This window comes from Vibrio sp. 10N.222.55.A1 (genome assembly GCF_041473835.1).
Taxonomy (GTDB): Bacteria; Pseudomonadota; Gammaproteobacteria; order Enterobacterales; family Vibrionaceae; genus Vibrio; species Vibrio crassostreae_C.
Genome location: NZ_JBFRSX010000067.1, coordinates 106,990 through 123,373, shown reverse-complemented (window position 1 = coordinate 123,373; position 16,384 = coordinate 106,990). Strand labels below are relative to the sequence as shown.

The following is a 16,384-nucleotide window of genomic DNA, read 5'->3' as shown; positions in this document are numbered from 1 at the left end:
TTTAAAGCTAACGTTAAAAACTGCGCTTAAAACTCGTACTGGAAGTAAACCGTGTTGTAGTTACTACCGCCTTTGATACGACCATACTGAGAGGATTTTTCAAAGATTGCAGAACGGTGATGCAATGAATAACCGAACCATAAGTTGTTCAAGTCATTCTTACCAATCAAGTCGCCAACGTTGACATCGAATGAGAAGTCTAAGTAGTTCAATAGATGGCTTGCGGTGTAACCTTTACGGTCCATCTCAGAGCCTTCGATATAGGTAATCGAATCGATGTAAGACATACCTTCTGCCACACCAACACGCCACTGAGTTGGCCAATCAAAGGTGTAGTACGCCTTGATTGCGATAATGTATTCGGTGCTGCTCGATTGAACGTCTGAACTCCAGTGGTGCGCAATACCTGGGGTTAAATAGATATCCAGTGGCAAACCGAAGATCTCATCGGTTAACGGGTGTCCATAGAAGAACGAGGTCAACTGGTTGTTGTATTCGTCTTTCTCTCGATTGAACTTCATGATGTCGCCAATATTGGATGGCGTTCCCCAGCCGTGTGCGACACGTAAGTACGGCGCATTGCTCAGTTTAGGTTTTGGCGCTTTCTCTTTGTCGTTAAAGAAACCAAAGCCAAGGTACAATTCCCCCTGATAACGGTCTTCAACAATCGAAGAATCGTAAGCGTTATCGTCCAATCGAGTCACACTGGTTGAACCCAATAAGTACAAATTAGAAACCACATGGTAACGCGTTTCAACACCAACATTTAAGTCAACACCAGCACCAATGGTTTCATTAGATGCGGAGTAATACTCACTGTTGAAATCAGCACTTTTATAACGCAGCGTCGCGCTCGGGTAAAACTCCCAATCTCCAGTTTCATACTTGGCTTTAGCTCGTAAGTTACCGTGGAAGTTGTATTCACTGTCGCTCATTAACTCCGTCTCGACAGACCAAGAATCATCAAGTTGGTAGGTCAGTTGAGCACCAAAGTCCGCCGTATCGCCTTCAATCGCGTTCTGCTCAGATGCAGGAATATCAATAAAGCGTATGCGAGAGATAGCATTGAAAGACCACTTCTCATCGTCAGTTTGATAGAGGTATGCCCCCATCTCAGTACCGTCAATAAACACATAATCGTTCTTGAAAAACAGCATCGGTACGAATGAGCTAACCGATTGGTCGCCACCAGACGTGTCATAAGGGATGCTTGCTGTACGGAACATTGCAGCGATGCCCCACTCTTGCTCTTCAGCGGCCCACGCATTAGCACTTACGAAAATGCCACTTAGGAAAGCGCTACCTAGTAAAACCAATCCAGATGAAGGAAGAGTCGGTAAATATTTGAGCTTCATTCTTGTGTAATTACTCTTTGAAAAAATATTGTGTTACTGATTAGACATTTATTAACCATGACGGCTAACTATTTTTAGGTTTGCTCGGCATTGACCGTTACAATGTAGAATATTCTCGGTTAAATGAAAGTATTGTGAAAGTCTCCGAATTACAAAACATTATAGATCACTTACCCAAAGATTCCGATCCAGATATTGTTATGGGTGAGGCGTGGTTGCCTGAGCGTTTGGTGGATACCAACCTAGACGGTGACATGCTATTTCTTGAATTCGATAATGCCCCTGAAGACAATCAAGGGGATGAAGAAGGCCGTGGCTTTGTTGAGCACGAGATTGCTATGATTCGAGAAAAGCTCGAACTGTTATTAGACGAGCCTTCCGATACCAAGACCAAAGCCGATGCCCTATTGGCAATATTTCTAATGGGCCATGAACTTTCTAGCTCAGAAGTTATCGAAGTTCTTGAATCAACAGAATCTGAAACGACAGAGCCTGAGATTGCAGAGTTTAAAACAACAGAATCTGACTCAGTAGAACTTGAAGCATCAACGCTTGAAACCACAAAGCCAGACACAAATAAGATCGAAACAAAAGAACACCACGACGACTAGCCACCAACGATTTTAGGTACCGTATTGAAACCCTCTACGACATCATCTCTTCCCCTGTTACTCGCCGGACCCATTTTAAGAAAAACCACCGCGACTGAAGTGGTACTTTGGTTAGCCACCAGCTCGCCTCTTACAGGCAGAGCCGAGCTTCATACTCAAGAAATAGACGATTCTGAAGCAGCACAAGACCAGCCGTTTTATACCTCATCGCTTGAAGAACATGATTCGATTCAAATCGGTACACATGCGTGGGTAACGCTAATTCGCTTACAAGGTGAGTTTCCGACTAATACGCTTCTTGAATATGACATTCACACAGAGTCAGGTTCACTAAAAGAGCTCGCCCCTCACCTTGTTTACAACGGTAAATCTCGCGTTGAGTTTAAGATATCGACCTCGGCTGATTACATTCTTCATGGCTCTTGCCGTAACCCGCATCATCCAAGCAAAGACAGCTTAGTCGCAGCCGATAACAAGATAGCCGATCAAAGCGTCGCTGAAAGACCTGACATGCTGATGATGAGCGGCGACCAGATTTACGCCGACCATGTGGCAGGGCCAACACTTGATGCTATTCAGCAGGTGATTCAACTGCTTGGCCTTGTAGGTGAGAGCTTACCGACTGACTCGCAAATTAAGCAAATCAACAGCAGTGACGCGCTGTATAGCAGTGAATATCACTTATATCAGCGTCATCACTATTTACCGCACCACACCGCTTCAGAATCCACGCTCGATAAGTTCTTCCTGAATCGTGGCGTGCCGATATTTAGTTCTACCGATTGTGAAAACCACTTGGTCACGCTGTCTGAGTTTATCGCGATGTACTTGTTGGTTTGGTCTCCAACACTGTGGCAATGCGTCAATCGAGAGCGTTTAATTGAGAATAACTTCACGCAAGGTGGACGCCAATTAACACCGACTGAGCAGCAACAGTGGCGGGATGAAAGCGTCATTATGGATGATTTCATTGCTGGCTTACCGCAAGTACAACGTCTGTTCGCGCATATTCCAACTTACATGATCTTCGATGATCACGATGTTACCGATGATTGGAACCTTACTGTGGGTTGGGAGCATGCTGTCGACCAAAACCAGTTCGCCACTCAAGTGATAGGTAACGGCCTTGCGGCTTACTGGATGTGTCAGGGTTGGGGTAACAAACCGGAGAGCTTCGACGAAACGTTTATCGAGCAAGCAAAACAGCTTTTTGTCGCTCAACCGCGCATTACTAAACAAGCGCATAATGAAGCCGATGATAGCAATACTATTCACTCTGTTAGCAATATCGAGCCAGATAAGCATCAAGCCTTTATTGAGATGCTGAGTCGCTTTGAAGAGTGGCATTACACAATAGATACTTCACCCAAAGTCATTGTGTTAGATACTCGAACGCGTCGTTGGCGTTCCGAGTCGCGCATGAATAAGCCTTCAGGTTTGATGGACTGGGAAGCCTTGATTGAGTTTCAGCACCAGTTACTGCATCAAGATAAAGTAGTGATCGTTTCTGCTGCACCGATGTTTGGCGTGAAGTTTATTGAAACACTGCAAAAAATGGCGACCACAATCGGTAAGCCATTGGTGATTGACGCTGAAAACTGGATGGCGCATCCGGGCAGTGCTAATACGCTGATCAGCATCTTTACCCATACCAAAACACCGACCAATTTCGTGGTGCTTTCTGGTGACGTTCACTACTCCTTTGCTTACGATATCAAGCTTAGGTATCGTCGCAACAGCCCGAACATCTATCAAATCACCTGCAGTGGTATTAAAAATCAGTTCCCTGCTCCGCTGCTTAAATTCTGCGATGTATGGGACCGTCTGTTATACAGCCCTCGCTCAGTTTTGAACTACTTCACCAAGCGTAAACGCTTGAAGATCGAAAAGCGAAGCCCCGACAATCAGACCTTCTATCGCCTTTCAAACCGCAGTGCGATTGGAGAATTGAGGCTAGACACTGATGGGAAACCGCAATCGATCACGACACTCAGTGGCGACGGTAAAATTACCCGTTTCCCAGAGCCCGATTGATAAAATGCTCCTTATCGCTCGCGTATCCGTAATGTCAGTTTTTAGTAAAGACGCTTGCGATCACACTCTGTAGACCCAATAGTTATGCTTATGGTTATAGTTGATAGCTATCAGCGTTACGGAACTCGATACAAATTTTAACTGGAGCTCGTTATGTTCAATTCTCTCACATCAATGTTTAAACAATTGATTGAAGGCCAGGACCTAAGCAAAAACCAAGGCACATCACCTAATATCGCCATCGCGAGTTTGTTGTGTGAAGTCGCGGGTGCCGACCATCAGATCAATGAATCAGAAAGAGTCGCTAAGCTACAGCTTCTGCAGCGTTTGCTGGATTTAGATGAAGAACAAGCAAAGGTACTGCTCGCGCAAGCAGAGCCGAAAGTAGAGCAATCAGTATCGCTGTATGACTTTACATCGCAACTCAGAGACCTATCTCAGCCAGTGCGAATCGACTTAATCAAAGCGATGTGGGAAGTAGCGCATGCCGACGGGGAAATTGACCCTATCGAAGATTCTGTGATCCGCAAAACAGCAGAACTGCTCTACGTCGACCACTGTGACTTCATCAAGAGTAAGTTAAGTGTTTTAGGCGAAAATTAGTGCCTGAAATAATGAATTGGAAACTGAAATAAATAAAAGCGACGGGTTAAGAAACCGGTCGCTTTTTTGAATCGGTAAACTGAAAGCTGACTAAACAGGGCTGAGAGGAGCTAAAAATTTAGCTACAACATAGTTAATGTGAGTTTCGCAAGATTATAAGCATCGACATAACCCGAGTGCTGACGACCTTCCCACTCAATATTTTTGGCTTCTTGAGCAGCGCGGTGACCAATGCGTTTGTCTTTCAAGCGATTCTGAACACGGTAAAGCGTTGCGATGTTTAAGAACTCGCTAAACGGAGGCTCGATGCCTTTTTCAATACACTCTTTGTGTAAGATAAGGTCGTCACGTCCCCACGCTGCGTAGATTTTTTTGGGACCACCAAAGTTCTTAATCATCGACTTGATGACAGACTCTAATGGGCGACCCTGCTTTTCGATTTTACGAGGTGTAATGCCCGTTAACTCGGCACAGAATAGAGAGACTTCGTCTTTCTCTGGCTTAACGTAGTATTGTGCTCGCTTCACGATAGTACCGGATGCTAGATCAATCTCAGCAAGACCAACTTCAATGATCTCTCCTGTTGTTCCCACACCGTCTTCGCTCCAACAGCACATTTCCAAATCGAAACACACAACTCGATTGTGATTCATACGTCGCCTAATTCTCTCGTCAAAAATTTTGTGAAATTGTACATGAGCCCAATACAGAACTCGACCCTAGTTGTATCAAGTGCTCATTTAGCCTGCAATTGTCACTCGATTTCGGCCATTCGACTTACTTTGATAGAGCATACTGTCTGTTTTTTGCAGAATCTCTTCCGTGTTTTCATTAGCGTAAATAGCAGCACCAATACTCAAAGTACAACTGAGCTGTCGACCTTTGTGCTCAAAATGAGACTGGCTCACTGTTCTTAGAATACATTGTAAGTATCGTTCTAGGGCTTCATGGTTTGTAATACTAGAAATGATACAGAACTCATCTCCACCTATACGAAACAGGTTATCCCCCTCTTTCAAGCTCACTGAAATCAATTTAATTACATGAATGAGTAAAGCATCCCCTGCAGGGTGACCGAATTGGTCGTTAATGCCTTTGAACTTGTCGACATCAAATCCGATGAGACTAAAGGGTTCATTTCGCTGTATCGCTTTATCTAACATCTTATTGAAAGCACGTCGGTTATAAACCTCGGTCAGGCTGTCGTGGTTGGCTAGAAAACGAAGCTCTTCTGTTCTTTTATCAAGCATTTGATACAAGCGCTCTTTCTCTCGGATTTGCATATTAACGATATACGCCAACAGCAATGAGATAGTTGTTCCGACTAACGCGATTCCGGTTAACACCAGATAACCATAGAAAGAGATGCATGAATCTATTTTGTAATCGACCTTCCAATCTCGATTGGTCAGTGAGATTGTTTTGGTAATGTGGTGCCCAGATACCGCTTCATAACCCTCGGTTTCAAACAATATTGGGGAGTTTTCTGCTTCGAAACCCGTATCGGTAACACGAATATAGACATCCATGTCTCCCACTGCCGAAGCCAGTAGATTTTCAAAGTAGTAAGTCGTTCGAACCACACCAATCACAACGCCAAGTAGATTATCGCTTTCGCCTTCAAACACAGGGTGATAAACCAACATGCCGGTCTTTAGTGTATTTTGATCTAAGCCGTCTTGAAGCAAGCGAACTTTGTCTGAAATATTCGCTTTACGTGTCTGTTTAATATTATCTAAAACCAGCTTGAAGCGCTCACGAGAAAAATAAAAGCCAAGTACATTGTCGTTTGCTTGTGTGTTGGGATACAGGTCACTAGCAATGAACGCCGGCTCACCATCTAAGATGTAACCAAAGACTTTGGCTTCGTGTTTTGGAATAGTGAACAGCTCGTAAGACGGGTATTTTTCTTTCATCTTAGCGGTATGCTCGGCAATCTCGTCTGCTGCCACTTTTTGCATCCACTGCAAGCCAATTAGACTTTTTGAAACATTAATCGTTTGTTGTGCAAAACGATCAAACTTATCCCAGTTTTCAGGATCATTTGCGTAGAAAAAATTAGCACCAGAACCAATGTAAGCCACGTCATTAGCGATAAACGCTTCCAAACTCAGTGTCTGGTGAGTAGTAAAGCTATCCAAATTCATATTTAACGCGCGGTTTTGGTTTAACGCGACTAATATAAAACACAACACAGTAATCAAAAAACTGACCAAAAATACGACCAATGGGAGAGTTCGTCTCTTCAACCCTGTAAGTGGGTCGGTAGTGTGCGGCATGTGGCTTCCAAATAGTCTCTAATGAGTTAAAAGTATATAACGGAAGGGAATCATGCTCTATTTCTGTTTAGTCTTAAAACTGACATAAAACGGGCATTGTTTACCTTGCCCTCACATCGACGACCAATATTCGACCGAATCTCGACTAAATTTCAAGCTAACACACCAAAAACCCACTTGATTAAAAACATTAAATACCACTCTTAAGCCTTGAATATGCTAGTATCCATCCATATTTATAGCTTGAAAGTGACCGTTTCGGCTTAGTGCCAATGAGTTTCTTTCCAACCTGTATATTCCTTTGAACCGACGAATATACCGTTAAATCAATTTTAAAGAGAAATCACTATGATCGTTGATTTGAACCTAATCCCACAAACGTTTGATATGCTTCACGCAGGCCTAACTGCATCAAGCGTTTTACTACTGTTAATTGCCGTTTCTCGTAAAACCAAAGTGGTTGAGAAAGTCGTAGAAAAACCAGTAGAAAAGGTCGTTGAAGTTGAAAAGCCAGTTGAGAAAATTGTCGAAGTAGAGAAAGTAGTAGAAGTTGAACGTGTGATCGAAAAAGTAGTAGAAGTTGAATCTAAGCTTGCTACAGCACCAACAGACTCTGCAATGCAGCTACTGTCTATCATGCAGCAAGAAGCGCGCCTTATCGACTTCTTAAAAGAAGACCTAACGTCATTCTCTGATGAAGAAGTTGGCGCAGCAGCTCGTGTTATTCACACTGGCGGTCAAAAAGTATTGGCTGATTACGTAACGCTGTCTCACATCCGCACTGAAGATGAAGAAACACGTATCACTATCGCTGAAGGTTTCAACCCTCAAGAAATTCGCCTAACTGGCAACGTAACGGGCAATGCACCATTCAACGGCACACTAGTTCACAAAGGTTGGAAAGCAACTGACATGAACCTGCCTAAGCTTGCTGAAAACTACGATGCATCTGTAATTGCACCGGCAGAGGTGGAGCTATAATGGAACACCAAAATCATTCAGCTCAAGAGCCATCTTCTCAAGAGCAAAACCAGGTACCCAAGTTCAGTGTTGGTATCGATTTAGGTACTACACATTGCGTTTTGTCTTACATAGACACAAGCAATGAAGACGCTCGCGTTGAGGTGATGCAAATCCCTCAACTGACGGCGCCAGGTACAGTAGAAACTCGCAGCCAACTTGGCTCGTTCCTATACCAACCGCACGAACATGAAATGAATGCGGGCTCTCGCGTTCTTCCTTGGTCTTCAGAGCCAAAAGCGCTAGTGGGTGCAATTGCTCGTAACCTTGGTTCTAAAACCCCTATCCGTTTGGTAGCAAGTGCAAAATCTTGGTTATGCCACGGTGGTGTTAACCGTCGCGATGCTTTCCTTCCTGCAGGCAGCCCTGAAGAAGTTGAAAAAGTATCTCCGCTTAAGACAACTGAATTGTACCTTGAGCATCTTAAAGACGCATGGAACCACGCAAACCCAGAACACAAACTGGCAGACCAAGATGTAACGATCACGGTTCCAGCTTCGTTTGATCCTGCGGCTCGTGACCTAACAGCAGAAGCTGCACGTAATGTCGGTTTCACTCACCTAACGCTTCTTGAAGAGCCACAAGCGGCTCTTTACAGCTGGATTGATAACAGCAACGACACATGGCGTGATGAAGTAAACGTTGGTGACATCGTTCTTGTTGTCGATATCGGTGGTGGTACAACCGACCTTTCGTTAGTTGAAGTAACACAAGATGACGGTAACCTAAGCCTGAACCGTATCGCAGTAGGTGAACACATCCTACTTGGCGGCGACAACATGGACTTAGCACTGGCTTACCGTCTGAAAATGAAACTGGCGCAAGAAGGCAAAGAACTGGCTCCTTGGCAGGTTCAAGCGATGACTCACGCATGTCGTGATGCGAAAGAAGCACTGCTTAACGATGCTGAACTGCAATCTGTGCCTATCGTTGTTCCAAGCCGTGGTTCTAAACTGCTTGGCGCAACACTGAAAACAGAACTGACTCAGCAAGAAGTACAACAAACATTGGTTGATGGCTTCTTCCCGAAAGTAGCCGTGACTGAGCATCCAGTACAAAAGACACGTGGCGCACTGACTCAAATGGGTCTGCCTTACGCTCAAGACGCAGGTATCACTCGTCACATTGCCGCATTCCTTTCTAAGCAAGCGAACGCGCTTTCTGGAAATAGCGAAACGGCTCAGCAAGATTTCAACCCGTTTGCAAACATGCCCGGTATGCCCGGTATGCCCGGTACGCAAGGGTCAGAAGCGCCAGCGGCAGACTTCATCAAGCCAACAGCAATCCTGTTCAATGGTGGTGTTCTAAAATCGAACCTACTTGCTGATCGTCTTTCAGATACGATCAACGAATGGTTGATCAATGCTGACGAAGAGTTCGCAAAACAGCTTTCAGGTTTAGATTTAGACCTAGCGGTTGCAAGTGGCGCTTCATACTACGGCGCAGTTCGTCGTGGCCAAGGCGTTCGTATCCGCGGTGGTATCGCTTCTTCTTACTACGTAGGAATTGAAAGCGCGATGCCAGCTATCCCAGGTATGGCTCCTCCGATGGAAGCTTTGTGTGTTGCACCATTTGGTATGGAAGAAGGTTCAAGCGTACAAGTACCTAGCCAAGAATTCGGTCTAGTGATTGGTCAGCCAGTACACTTCCAGTTCTTCGGTTCAACCATTCGTCGTGAAGATGAAGCGGGTACGCACCTTGATCACTGGGCGCCTGAAGAGCTTGATGAGCTTCCTGAAATCCAAGTGACATTGCCGGTTTCTGAAGGCCGTCGCGAAGGTGAAGTGGTTCCAGTGACTTTGGCTTCTCGCGTTACTGAGCTAGGCACCTTACACCTAGAAGCGATTGCTACTGACAACGGTCAGAAGTGGCACGTTGAGTTCGATGTTCGTGAAGACTCGAATAACGACTCAAACGAACAAGCATAATGAATCAACGGCACCTTAGCGGGTGCCGTTACTTTATCAATGCATTTCTCAATCTAGTCCTGCCTGTTTGTCAGGAATGACGTTTACGAATAACAACAATAAGACCAAAGCTATCAAAAAACTGGTCATCACTCTGGAAGAATAAGGTTTTGTATGGCAACTCCTCGTTTTTTAGTCGGCATTGACTTAGGTACAACCAATACGGTTGTCGCTTACTGTGAAATCAACGACGACCTACAACATGCTCCCGTTTCTCTTTTCGATATTGACCAACTCATCGGCCCCGGTGAAGTGGTTCGCAAGCCCCTACTTCCATCCTTTCGTTACCACCCAGCACAAGGTCAAATCTCCCCTTCTGACCTGACGATGCCGTGGGAACCAAGCCCCGTTGAAGGCGATATTAAGAACGTTATCGTCGGTGAATGGGCTCGTGAATTAGGCGCTAAGGTTGAAGGCCGCCAAGTATCGAGTGCTAAGAGTTGGCTATCACACCAAGCGGTTGATCGTAACTCCGACATTCTGCCTTGGGCTGGCGCAGCTGATGTCGATAAAGTCTCGCCAGTTGTGGCGAGTGCAAGCTACCTCAACCACATTCGCCAAGCATGGAACTACCGTAACCCGAGCAACAAGCTGGAAGACCAAGATGTTGTGGTTACCGTTCCTGCTTCCTTCGATGAGACAGCACGTAAGCTAACACTCGAAGCCGCAGAACTGGCGGGCTTAGGTAAGATTCTATTACTCGAAGAGCCGCAAGCCGTTTGTTATGACTGGTATGCCCGTCACCAACAAACCGCAGCAGATGAACTTCAACAAATCCCACTGATTCTAGTGTGTGATGTTGGAGGTGGTACCACCGATTTAAGCTTAATTGAAGCCAAATTCGATGCGAACAGCGACGGTAATAACGAGCTCGCACTCGACCGTATTGGTGTTGGTGAACACTTGATGCTCGGTGGTGACAACCTCGATTTAGCGCTTGCTCACCTCGCTGAGCAACGCTTCAATCAAAACAAAAAGCTCAATGCCTCTAGCCTAACCAAACTGATTCAACAGACTCGCGCCGCAAAAGAGAGCCTGCTTTCTGCCAATGCGCCCGATGATGTAAAGATCACCATGCTGGGCAGCGGTTCAAAACTGCTTGGCGGTACTAAGAGTATTGGTTTAACCAAACAAGAAGTCCATCAAATCGCATTGGAAGGTTTCTTCCCGCTTTCTGAGTTTACTGAAACACCCGACAAACGCCGCAGTGCTGTGGTTGAGTTTGGTCTGCCTTACGTGGCTGACCCTGCGGTGAGTAAGCACGTTGCAGAATTCCTAGCAACGCACCAACAAGTGTCTAAAGCCGCATTGGAAAACTCAGACTCTATTGAGTTCGATGACACCAAACCTGCAATTCCAGTTGGCGTGCTGCTCAATGGTGGTGTGTTTAACAGTGAACTGGTAACAGAGCGAATTACTCAGCTACTGGGCAACTGGAACGGTTCTCCTATCACAGTGCTTGATAACCCTCATCCAGATTGGTCTGTTGCCCTTGGCGCGGTTGCCTTTGGTAAAGCACGCCGCGGTGCACAGCTGAAAATCGGTGGCGGTGCTGCCCGTTCTTACTTCTTGCATCTGCAAGAGAAAAACAAGATGGGTAAAGCGCTTTGTCTGCTTGCCAAAGGAACCGAAGAAGGCCAAGAGATACGCTTGAACAGCCGTCGTTTCTCGCTGACTTTAGGTGAGCCAGTACGATTTAATCTTCTGACTTCAACACACGATCAAATTGCTCATGACACCGCCATTCAAAACGGTGTGATGGTCAATGTGGATGCCGACTTGTTCTCCCCTCTTCCACCTTATATTTCTACGCTGGAAGGGTCTGGTACTGCAGAGCTTCAAGCCAACCAAAAAGAGCGTGTTGAAGTACTGCTCGCTTGTCAGTTAACCGAAGTCGGCACATTGAAAATGGAGTGTGTGAGTATAGAAGATGACTCTAAGCGTTGGTTGCTTGAGTTTGAAGTAAGAAACAAGCAAGGCGATGAATCTGATACCTCCGCGCTTCACCCAAGATTGGAAGAGTGTAAGGAGTTGATTTCTCGCCTGTACAGCGGCAACAAGAAGAGTGCTGAATCGAAAGAGATCAAAACACTATCGAAAGATCTTGAGAAGCGACTAGGTAAACGCGATGAATGGGACTTCACGACCCTTCGTCATCTATTTGATACCTTCTCATTAGGTCGTAAACGTCGTCGCCGCTCAGAAGCACACGAGAAGAACTGGCTACGTTTGGCGGGATACTCGCTACGTCCTGGCTTTGGCGATCCGACTGACTCATGGCGTATCGAACAGATTTGGGGCCTTTACCAACAGAACATTCAGTTCAAGAACCACCAAGGCTGGACAGACTGGTGGGTATTCTGGCGTCGTGTCGCTGGTGGGCTAAACCAAGAGCAGCAAGAGAGTATCTTGGCTGACATCGCTAAATACCTTCACCCAGGTGCAATGAAGAACCCTAAGACAGCCAAAGATGCGCAAGATAATGGTTATGAAGCCATGGTCCGTTTAGCGGCGTCACTTGAGCAACTTGAGGTTGAAGACAAAGTGCTGCTGGCAAGTTGGTTCTTAAGCAAAGCGATCAACCATAACCAATTTGAACAGGCTCACTGGTGGGCGCTAGGACGATTAGCATCAAGAACGCCTTTGTATGGCAGCCAACACAGCGTAATTCCTAGAGAGCAAGCTGAACAGTGGTTACCAAAACTGCTTGAACAGAACTGGCAGAAAGAGCAGATGATCGCCTTCGCAGCGGTGATGATTTGTCGAAAAACCGGTGACCGTCAGTTTGATATCTCTGACGACTATCGCAATCAAGTGATTGAGAAGCTTAAGCAAAGCAAGGTACCTGACTCATGGTTAACACTAGTGAGTGAAGTGACTGAGCTTTCTGAGAGTGAATCTAAGCGTGTGTTTGGTGATGCGTTACCAAGCGGATTAAGCCTAATCAATAACTAGGTTTGAAAACGATTAGCTTTCGTTGCTAATGGTAAAGAAGCTAGCAAGAAAAGAAAAAGCCACTTTCGATTCGTTGAAAGTGGCTTTTTTATTGGTGGCTTAAGGCTGGTATGTGTAATCGACTTATAGCTTTTTGGTTAAGAGCCTTAGCCGTGTTGCAGTTCATCATTGTTAATGTTTGGTTCCAGTTGGGTTGATAGGAAAATCCGTATTTTCATAAATGTCAGATAGTTTTTTCGGTTTCTTCTCTTTTGCTCCTTTGTTCGATTGATTATGAGTTTCGCTTAAAAGCCATTCCTCATGCATTTTTGCTGAATCCAAAAACTCTGGATCCTCCATTGCTTCCTTGCGAAGTTTATTTACACGTTCGAGAGTATCCCAAATCATAATACTTCACCTCCACTAAGGCAGTAATATAAAGATAGCTCAACCCCATGAAACTTCAACTAACCCAATGAGATAGCGATCTCAATTTCGTAATTCACTCGCTTTAAATGAGTGGATATGGTCACCTTTAGTTGGGCTCAAATAGTGGGTCTTTCCCCATGATCTTCGAAGATCATTAGGCACAAAAAAAGCGAGCTCGATGCTCGCTTTTTGTTTATCTATCTGTTGCTCGGATTACCAGCACTAGCTCGATTAAATCACACCGAGGTTAAGCACGGTTACCAATTTTCACCTTGCCATTGGTAGCAAACCAAAGGGCTTCTGAACGACGACGACCGATTAGAATCGGGCCATCATCGTAGAACAAGAAGTTCTTCCAATGCTTCTTGAAAATCGCCCATTTGGTTTCAAGAACATTGTACTTTTCGTAACAAAAATAAACAGTTACGTCATCTTGCCAATCAATAAAGTTAAGAATCTCTTCTGGCATTTCAGGCTCATCCGCTTCCCAATGCGCCATCCAACTGATCTCTTCATTCCAGTTCGATGCTTTGCTTGGCCAGTCTTGCGAGCTCAGTCGTTCTGCGTCTGGGCTTTGAGGGCTCACGTTCTCTTTCCAGAACTGAGATGCTCTCGCCTGTGTCATTGGCTTAATCTTTTCCAAGTCCTCTGCCGGAAGCGGCATTGACTGGTGTGTGAAAATCCATTTTCTTTGGTATTCGTCCAAAGTTGTGTATGACATCAAAATTCCTCAAATATCTGCTCAGGCTGATGGATTTACCATGCCTATCTGTTCTTTTTGATGCAGCGGCGATTAGCAAAGCTTGATATACGCTGCGTCTAAATTTTGTTTACGTTTAAAAGCTATTTGCCTTTAACTAGTACTACGTCTTAGCAATATTGCCGCTAAATAACGCGTCTATCTTCCCAATTTGGGTTAACTAATGCTGTCAGTATATGGTCTTCCCATTTACCGTTAATCTGTAGGTAGTCTTTAGCAAAACCTTCTCGGACAAAACCAAGATGTTCTAATACGCCAGCACTGCGTTCGTTGTGAGGCATGTAGCCCGCCATTAAGCGGTGCATGTTCTGCACATCAAACATGTAGTCTTTGGCCATGTTCAAACCTCTGCGCATGTAACCGTGGCCCTGTGCACTTTGCGCCAATGAGTAACCGACATTACAAGCGTAGAACGGGAAACGAGACAAATTACTGAACGATATGGTGCCTAACATTTCATTAGAGTCAGCGTTAATCAGTAAACAGTAATAGCCTAGCCCCATTTTATGAAGCTCGTTTAACTTGATCAGTCGCTGCGCCCAACTCGCTCTATCAAAGAACGCGTCTTCGCGAATCGGTTCCCAAGGTTTCAGATACTCTCTGTTAACCTGAAAGTACTCGCTGATCATGCCAGCATCATCGATTTCAGCCGTGCGTAGAATCAGATTACCATCATGCTTATAAATGCGCTCTGGTGTACTCAAATCTTCCATAATCTTGTTCTTATTCGATCAGTTCTTTCTGATACCGTAATCACGAAGCTTATTCGCAATTGAGGTATGAGATACATTCAAACGTTTTGCTAGCTTACGGCTTGATGGGAAAGACTGATAAAGCTTCTCTAGAATCTGAGATTCATAGTCTTTCATGATTTCATCGAGCGAACCATCTAAGCTCAGGTTCGCCATTCCTGCCGTCAATGTTTCAAGCTGTGGCAAGTGGAATTGCTCAACCGTTAGCGTGTCTGAATCCAACTCTGTTAGTGCGCGTAGAACCATGTTGTCTAACTGACGAATGTTGCCCGGCCATTGGTAATTACCAAGCTGGTCGACTAACTCTTGAGTCAATTTTGGTTTTAACATACCTAACTGCTGCGCGTACTTTGCAACGAACAGTTCCAATAGCGGTGCTACGTCGTTTGAGCGTTCACGCAATGCAGGGATAGACAGAGTCAGTACATTCAAACGGTAAAACAAATCTTCACGGAACGAACCCGAGTCGGCTAATTCAGAAAGACGGTGGCGCGTTGATGCAATAATACGAACATCAGCGTGCATCTCTTCTTCTTCACCAACACGACGGAATGAACCATCTTGTAGGAAACGCAGCAATTTGATTTGTAGATGCGGGCTCATCTCGCCAATTTCATCTAAAAATACGGTACCGCCATTCGCTTGTTCGAAAATACCTTTATGACCTTGCTCATGGTTGAATGAACCCGGCGCATGACCAAACAATTCCGTTTCCGCTACGTCATCAGGCATCGATGCACAGCTTAGAATCAAGAATGGGAAAGACGATCGATTTGAACGGTTATGACACGCTTTTGCCAACATCTCTTTGCCTGTCCCTGTATCGCCTTCAATTAATAGAGGCTGATCCAGCATAGCCAATTTCTTAGCTTGGCTGATCAAGGCTTTATGGCGATTAGAGACACCAACAAAGTGTTCGAAACCTAGGTTGTTCTGTTCTGGGATTGAATCTGGCGAGTTCATCTCTTGATTACAAGAACGAATCGTCATTACTGCGCTTGCCAGTACCGCTTCGTTGACATCACCACCAAGGTAAATCGGCAGGATCTCAATAGAGAAATCTAAACCATCTAACACGACAACTTCACGATGACGCGTTACATCGCCTTCGATCCAGCGAGCAAAGTTAAAGCTAGGAACAAACGTCGCTAGCGGTTCACCGATGACTGCGTCTTCTTGCTTATTAAAAAGGTTCAATGCAGCGTGGTTAGCCATATCGACTGAGCCTTTAAGGTCAATCGCAATAACAGGATCAGGTAGGTTTGCCAGCAGAGCAATCAGCTCTGTGTTATGCCTTTCGCTTGGCATAAATTGGATTTTACGTACATCCTTCACACCTGAAATTCGGCGAATTTCAGCCATAAGTTCACTAAAAGCATCAAAATCAATATCAGGGCAGTTTAGATAAATAATACCTTTAACATCAATTTCGATTCCTCTTAAATCAATGCTTTTTGAGGCCAAGATATCGAGCAACTCACGCGTTAAGCCGAGTCTGTCTTCACACAATACTTCGAGACGCACAAATAGTCCTATTATAGGTGTCAGGATAAGTTGACAGTAGTGTGGATTAAGCTCTGAGTTCAGTCAAGAAGAAGAGTAAACATATGTTTACTCTTCCTCTCAAACTATTGAGCTTC

The 16,384-nt window shown here is 45.0% G+C and carries 13 protein-coding genes; 6 read left to right on the top strand and 7 right to left on the bottom strand.

All coding sequences use genetic code 11. The features are described 5' to 3' along the window. Positions 1-26: 26 nt before the first annotated feature. On the bottom strand, positions 27-1,355 hold the full coding sequence (locus tag AB4493_RS18985; RefSeq protein WP_372155602.1) for a MipA/OmpV family protein: 1,329 nt from the start codon (positions 1,353-1,355) through the stop codon (positions 27-29). A gap of 80 nt (positions 1,356-1,435) precedes the next feature. Here AB4493_RS18985 and AB4493_RS18980 point away from each other — a divergent pair, with 80 nt between their 5' ends. The 3 genes from AB4493_RS18980 to AB4493_RS18970 all read left to right on the top strand — a co-directional run bounded on the left by AB4493_RS18980 (position 1,436) and on the right by AB4493_RS18970 (position 4,603). Beyond that, positions 1,436-1,966, top strand: coding sequence for a hypothetical protein (locus AB4493_RS18980; RefSeq protein WP_136974816.1), 531 nt, complete (start codon positions 1,436-1,438; stop codon positions 1,964-1,966). Positions 1,967-1,990: 24 nt separating this feature from the next. Further along, on the top strand, positions 1,991-4,000 hold the full coding sequence (locus tag AB4493_RS18975; RefSeq protein ID WP_372155601.1) for an alkaline phosphatase family protein: 2,010 nt from the start codon (positions 1,991-1,993) through the stop codon (positions 3,998-4,000). 153 nt (positions 4,001-4,153) lie between these two features. Beyond that, the gene (locus AB4493_RS18970) at positions 4,154-4,603 is read left to right on the top strand and encodes a TerB family tellurite resistance protein (RefSeq protein WP_017060439.1); all 450 of its coding nucleotides are present in this window, start codon (positions 4,154-4,156) and stop codon (positions 4,601-4,603) included. 122 nt (positions 4,604-4,725) lie between these two features. Here the strand turns inward: AB4493_RS18970 and AB4493_RS18965 are convergent, their stop codons facing one another. Both AB4493_RS18965 and AB4493_RS18960 read right to left on the bottom strand, forming a co-directional pair. Further along, positions 4,726-5,256, bottom strand: coding sequence for a 3'-5' exonuclease (locus AB4493_RS18965; protein WP_017068784.1), 531 nt, complete (start codon positions 5,254-5,256; stop codon positions 4,726-4,728). Positions 5,257-5,343: 87 nt separating this feature from the next. Continuing rightward, positions 5,344-6,882: a sensor domain-containing diguanylate cyclase gene (locus tag AB4493_RS18960; RefSeq protein ID WP_136974818.1), complete on the bottom strand. Its 1,539-nt coding sequence runs from the start codon at positions 6,880-6,882 to the stop codon at positions 5,344-5,346. Positions 6,883-7,230: 348 nt separating this feature from the next. On the opposite strand from AB4493_RS18960, the gene AB4493_RS18955 reads away from it, so the two are divergent. The 3 genes from AB4493_RS18955 to AB4493_RS18945 all read left to right on the top strand — a co-directional run bounded on the left by AB4493_RS18955 (position 7,231) and on the right by AB4493_RS18945 (position 12,824). After that, on the top strand, positions 7,231-7,863 hold the full coding sequence (locus AB4493_RS18955) for a DUF2760 domain-containing protein (protein ID WP_017060436.1): 633 nt from the start codon (positions 7,231-7,233) through the stop codon (positions 7,861-7,863). After that, complete coding sequence (locus AB4493_RS18950; RefSeq protein WP_372155600.1) at positions 7,863-9,830, top strand: Hsp70 family protein; 1,968 nt, start codon at positions 7,863-7,865, stop codon at positions 9,828-9,830. The genes AB4493_RS18955 and AB4493_RS18950 overlap by 1 nt, the downstream gene beginning before the upstream one ends. 153 nt (positions 9,831-9,983) lie before the next feature. Next, positions 9,984-12,824, top strand: coding sequence for an Hsp70 family protein (locus tag AB4493_RS18945; protein WP_017067721.1), 2,841 nt, complete (start codon positions 9,984-9,986; stop codon positions 12,822-12,824). A gap of 171 nt (positions 12,825-12,995) precedes the next feature. Here the strand turns inward: AB4493_RS18945 and AB4493_RS18940 are convergent, their stop codons facing one another. The 4 genes from AB4493_RS18940 to tyrR form a co-directional block, all read right to left on the bottom strand. Beyond that, positions 12,996-13,211 carry a hypothetical protein gene (locus tag AB4493_RS18940; protein ID WP_012604204.1) on the bottom strand — a complete coding sequence of 72 codons (216 nt, stop codon included), beginning with the start codon at positions 13,209-13,211 and terminating at the stop codon, positions 12,996-12,998. A gap of 268 nt (positions 13,212-13,479) precedes the next feature. Continuing rightward, positions 13,480-13,953, bottom strand: coding sequence for a DUF2947 domain-containing protein (locus AB4493_RS18935; RefSeq protein ID WP_017060433.1), 474 nt, complete (start codon positions 13,951-13,953; stop codon positions 13,480-13,482). A 164-nt stretch (positions 13,954-14,117) separates the two neighbouring features. Continuing rightward, positions 14,118-14,705 carry a ribosomal protein S5-alanine N-acetyltransferase gene (rimJ, locus tag AB4493_RS18930; RefSeq protein ID WP_017065430.1) on the bottom strand — a complete coding sequence of 196 codons (588 nt, stop codon included), beginning with the start codon at positions 14,703-14,705 and terminating at the stop codon, positions 14,118-14,120. A gap of 18 nt (positions 14,706-14,723) precedes the next feature. Then, on the bottom strand, positions 14,724-16,268 hold the full coding sequence (tyrR, locus tag AB4493_RS18925; protein ID WP_229647229.1) for a transcriptional regulator TyrR: 1,545 nt from the start codon (positions 16,266-16,268) through the stop codon (positions 14,724-14,726). Positions 16,269-16,384: the final 116 nt, after the last annotated feature.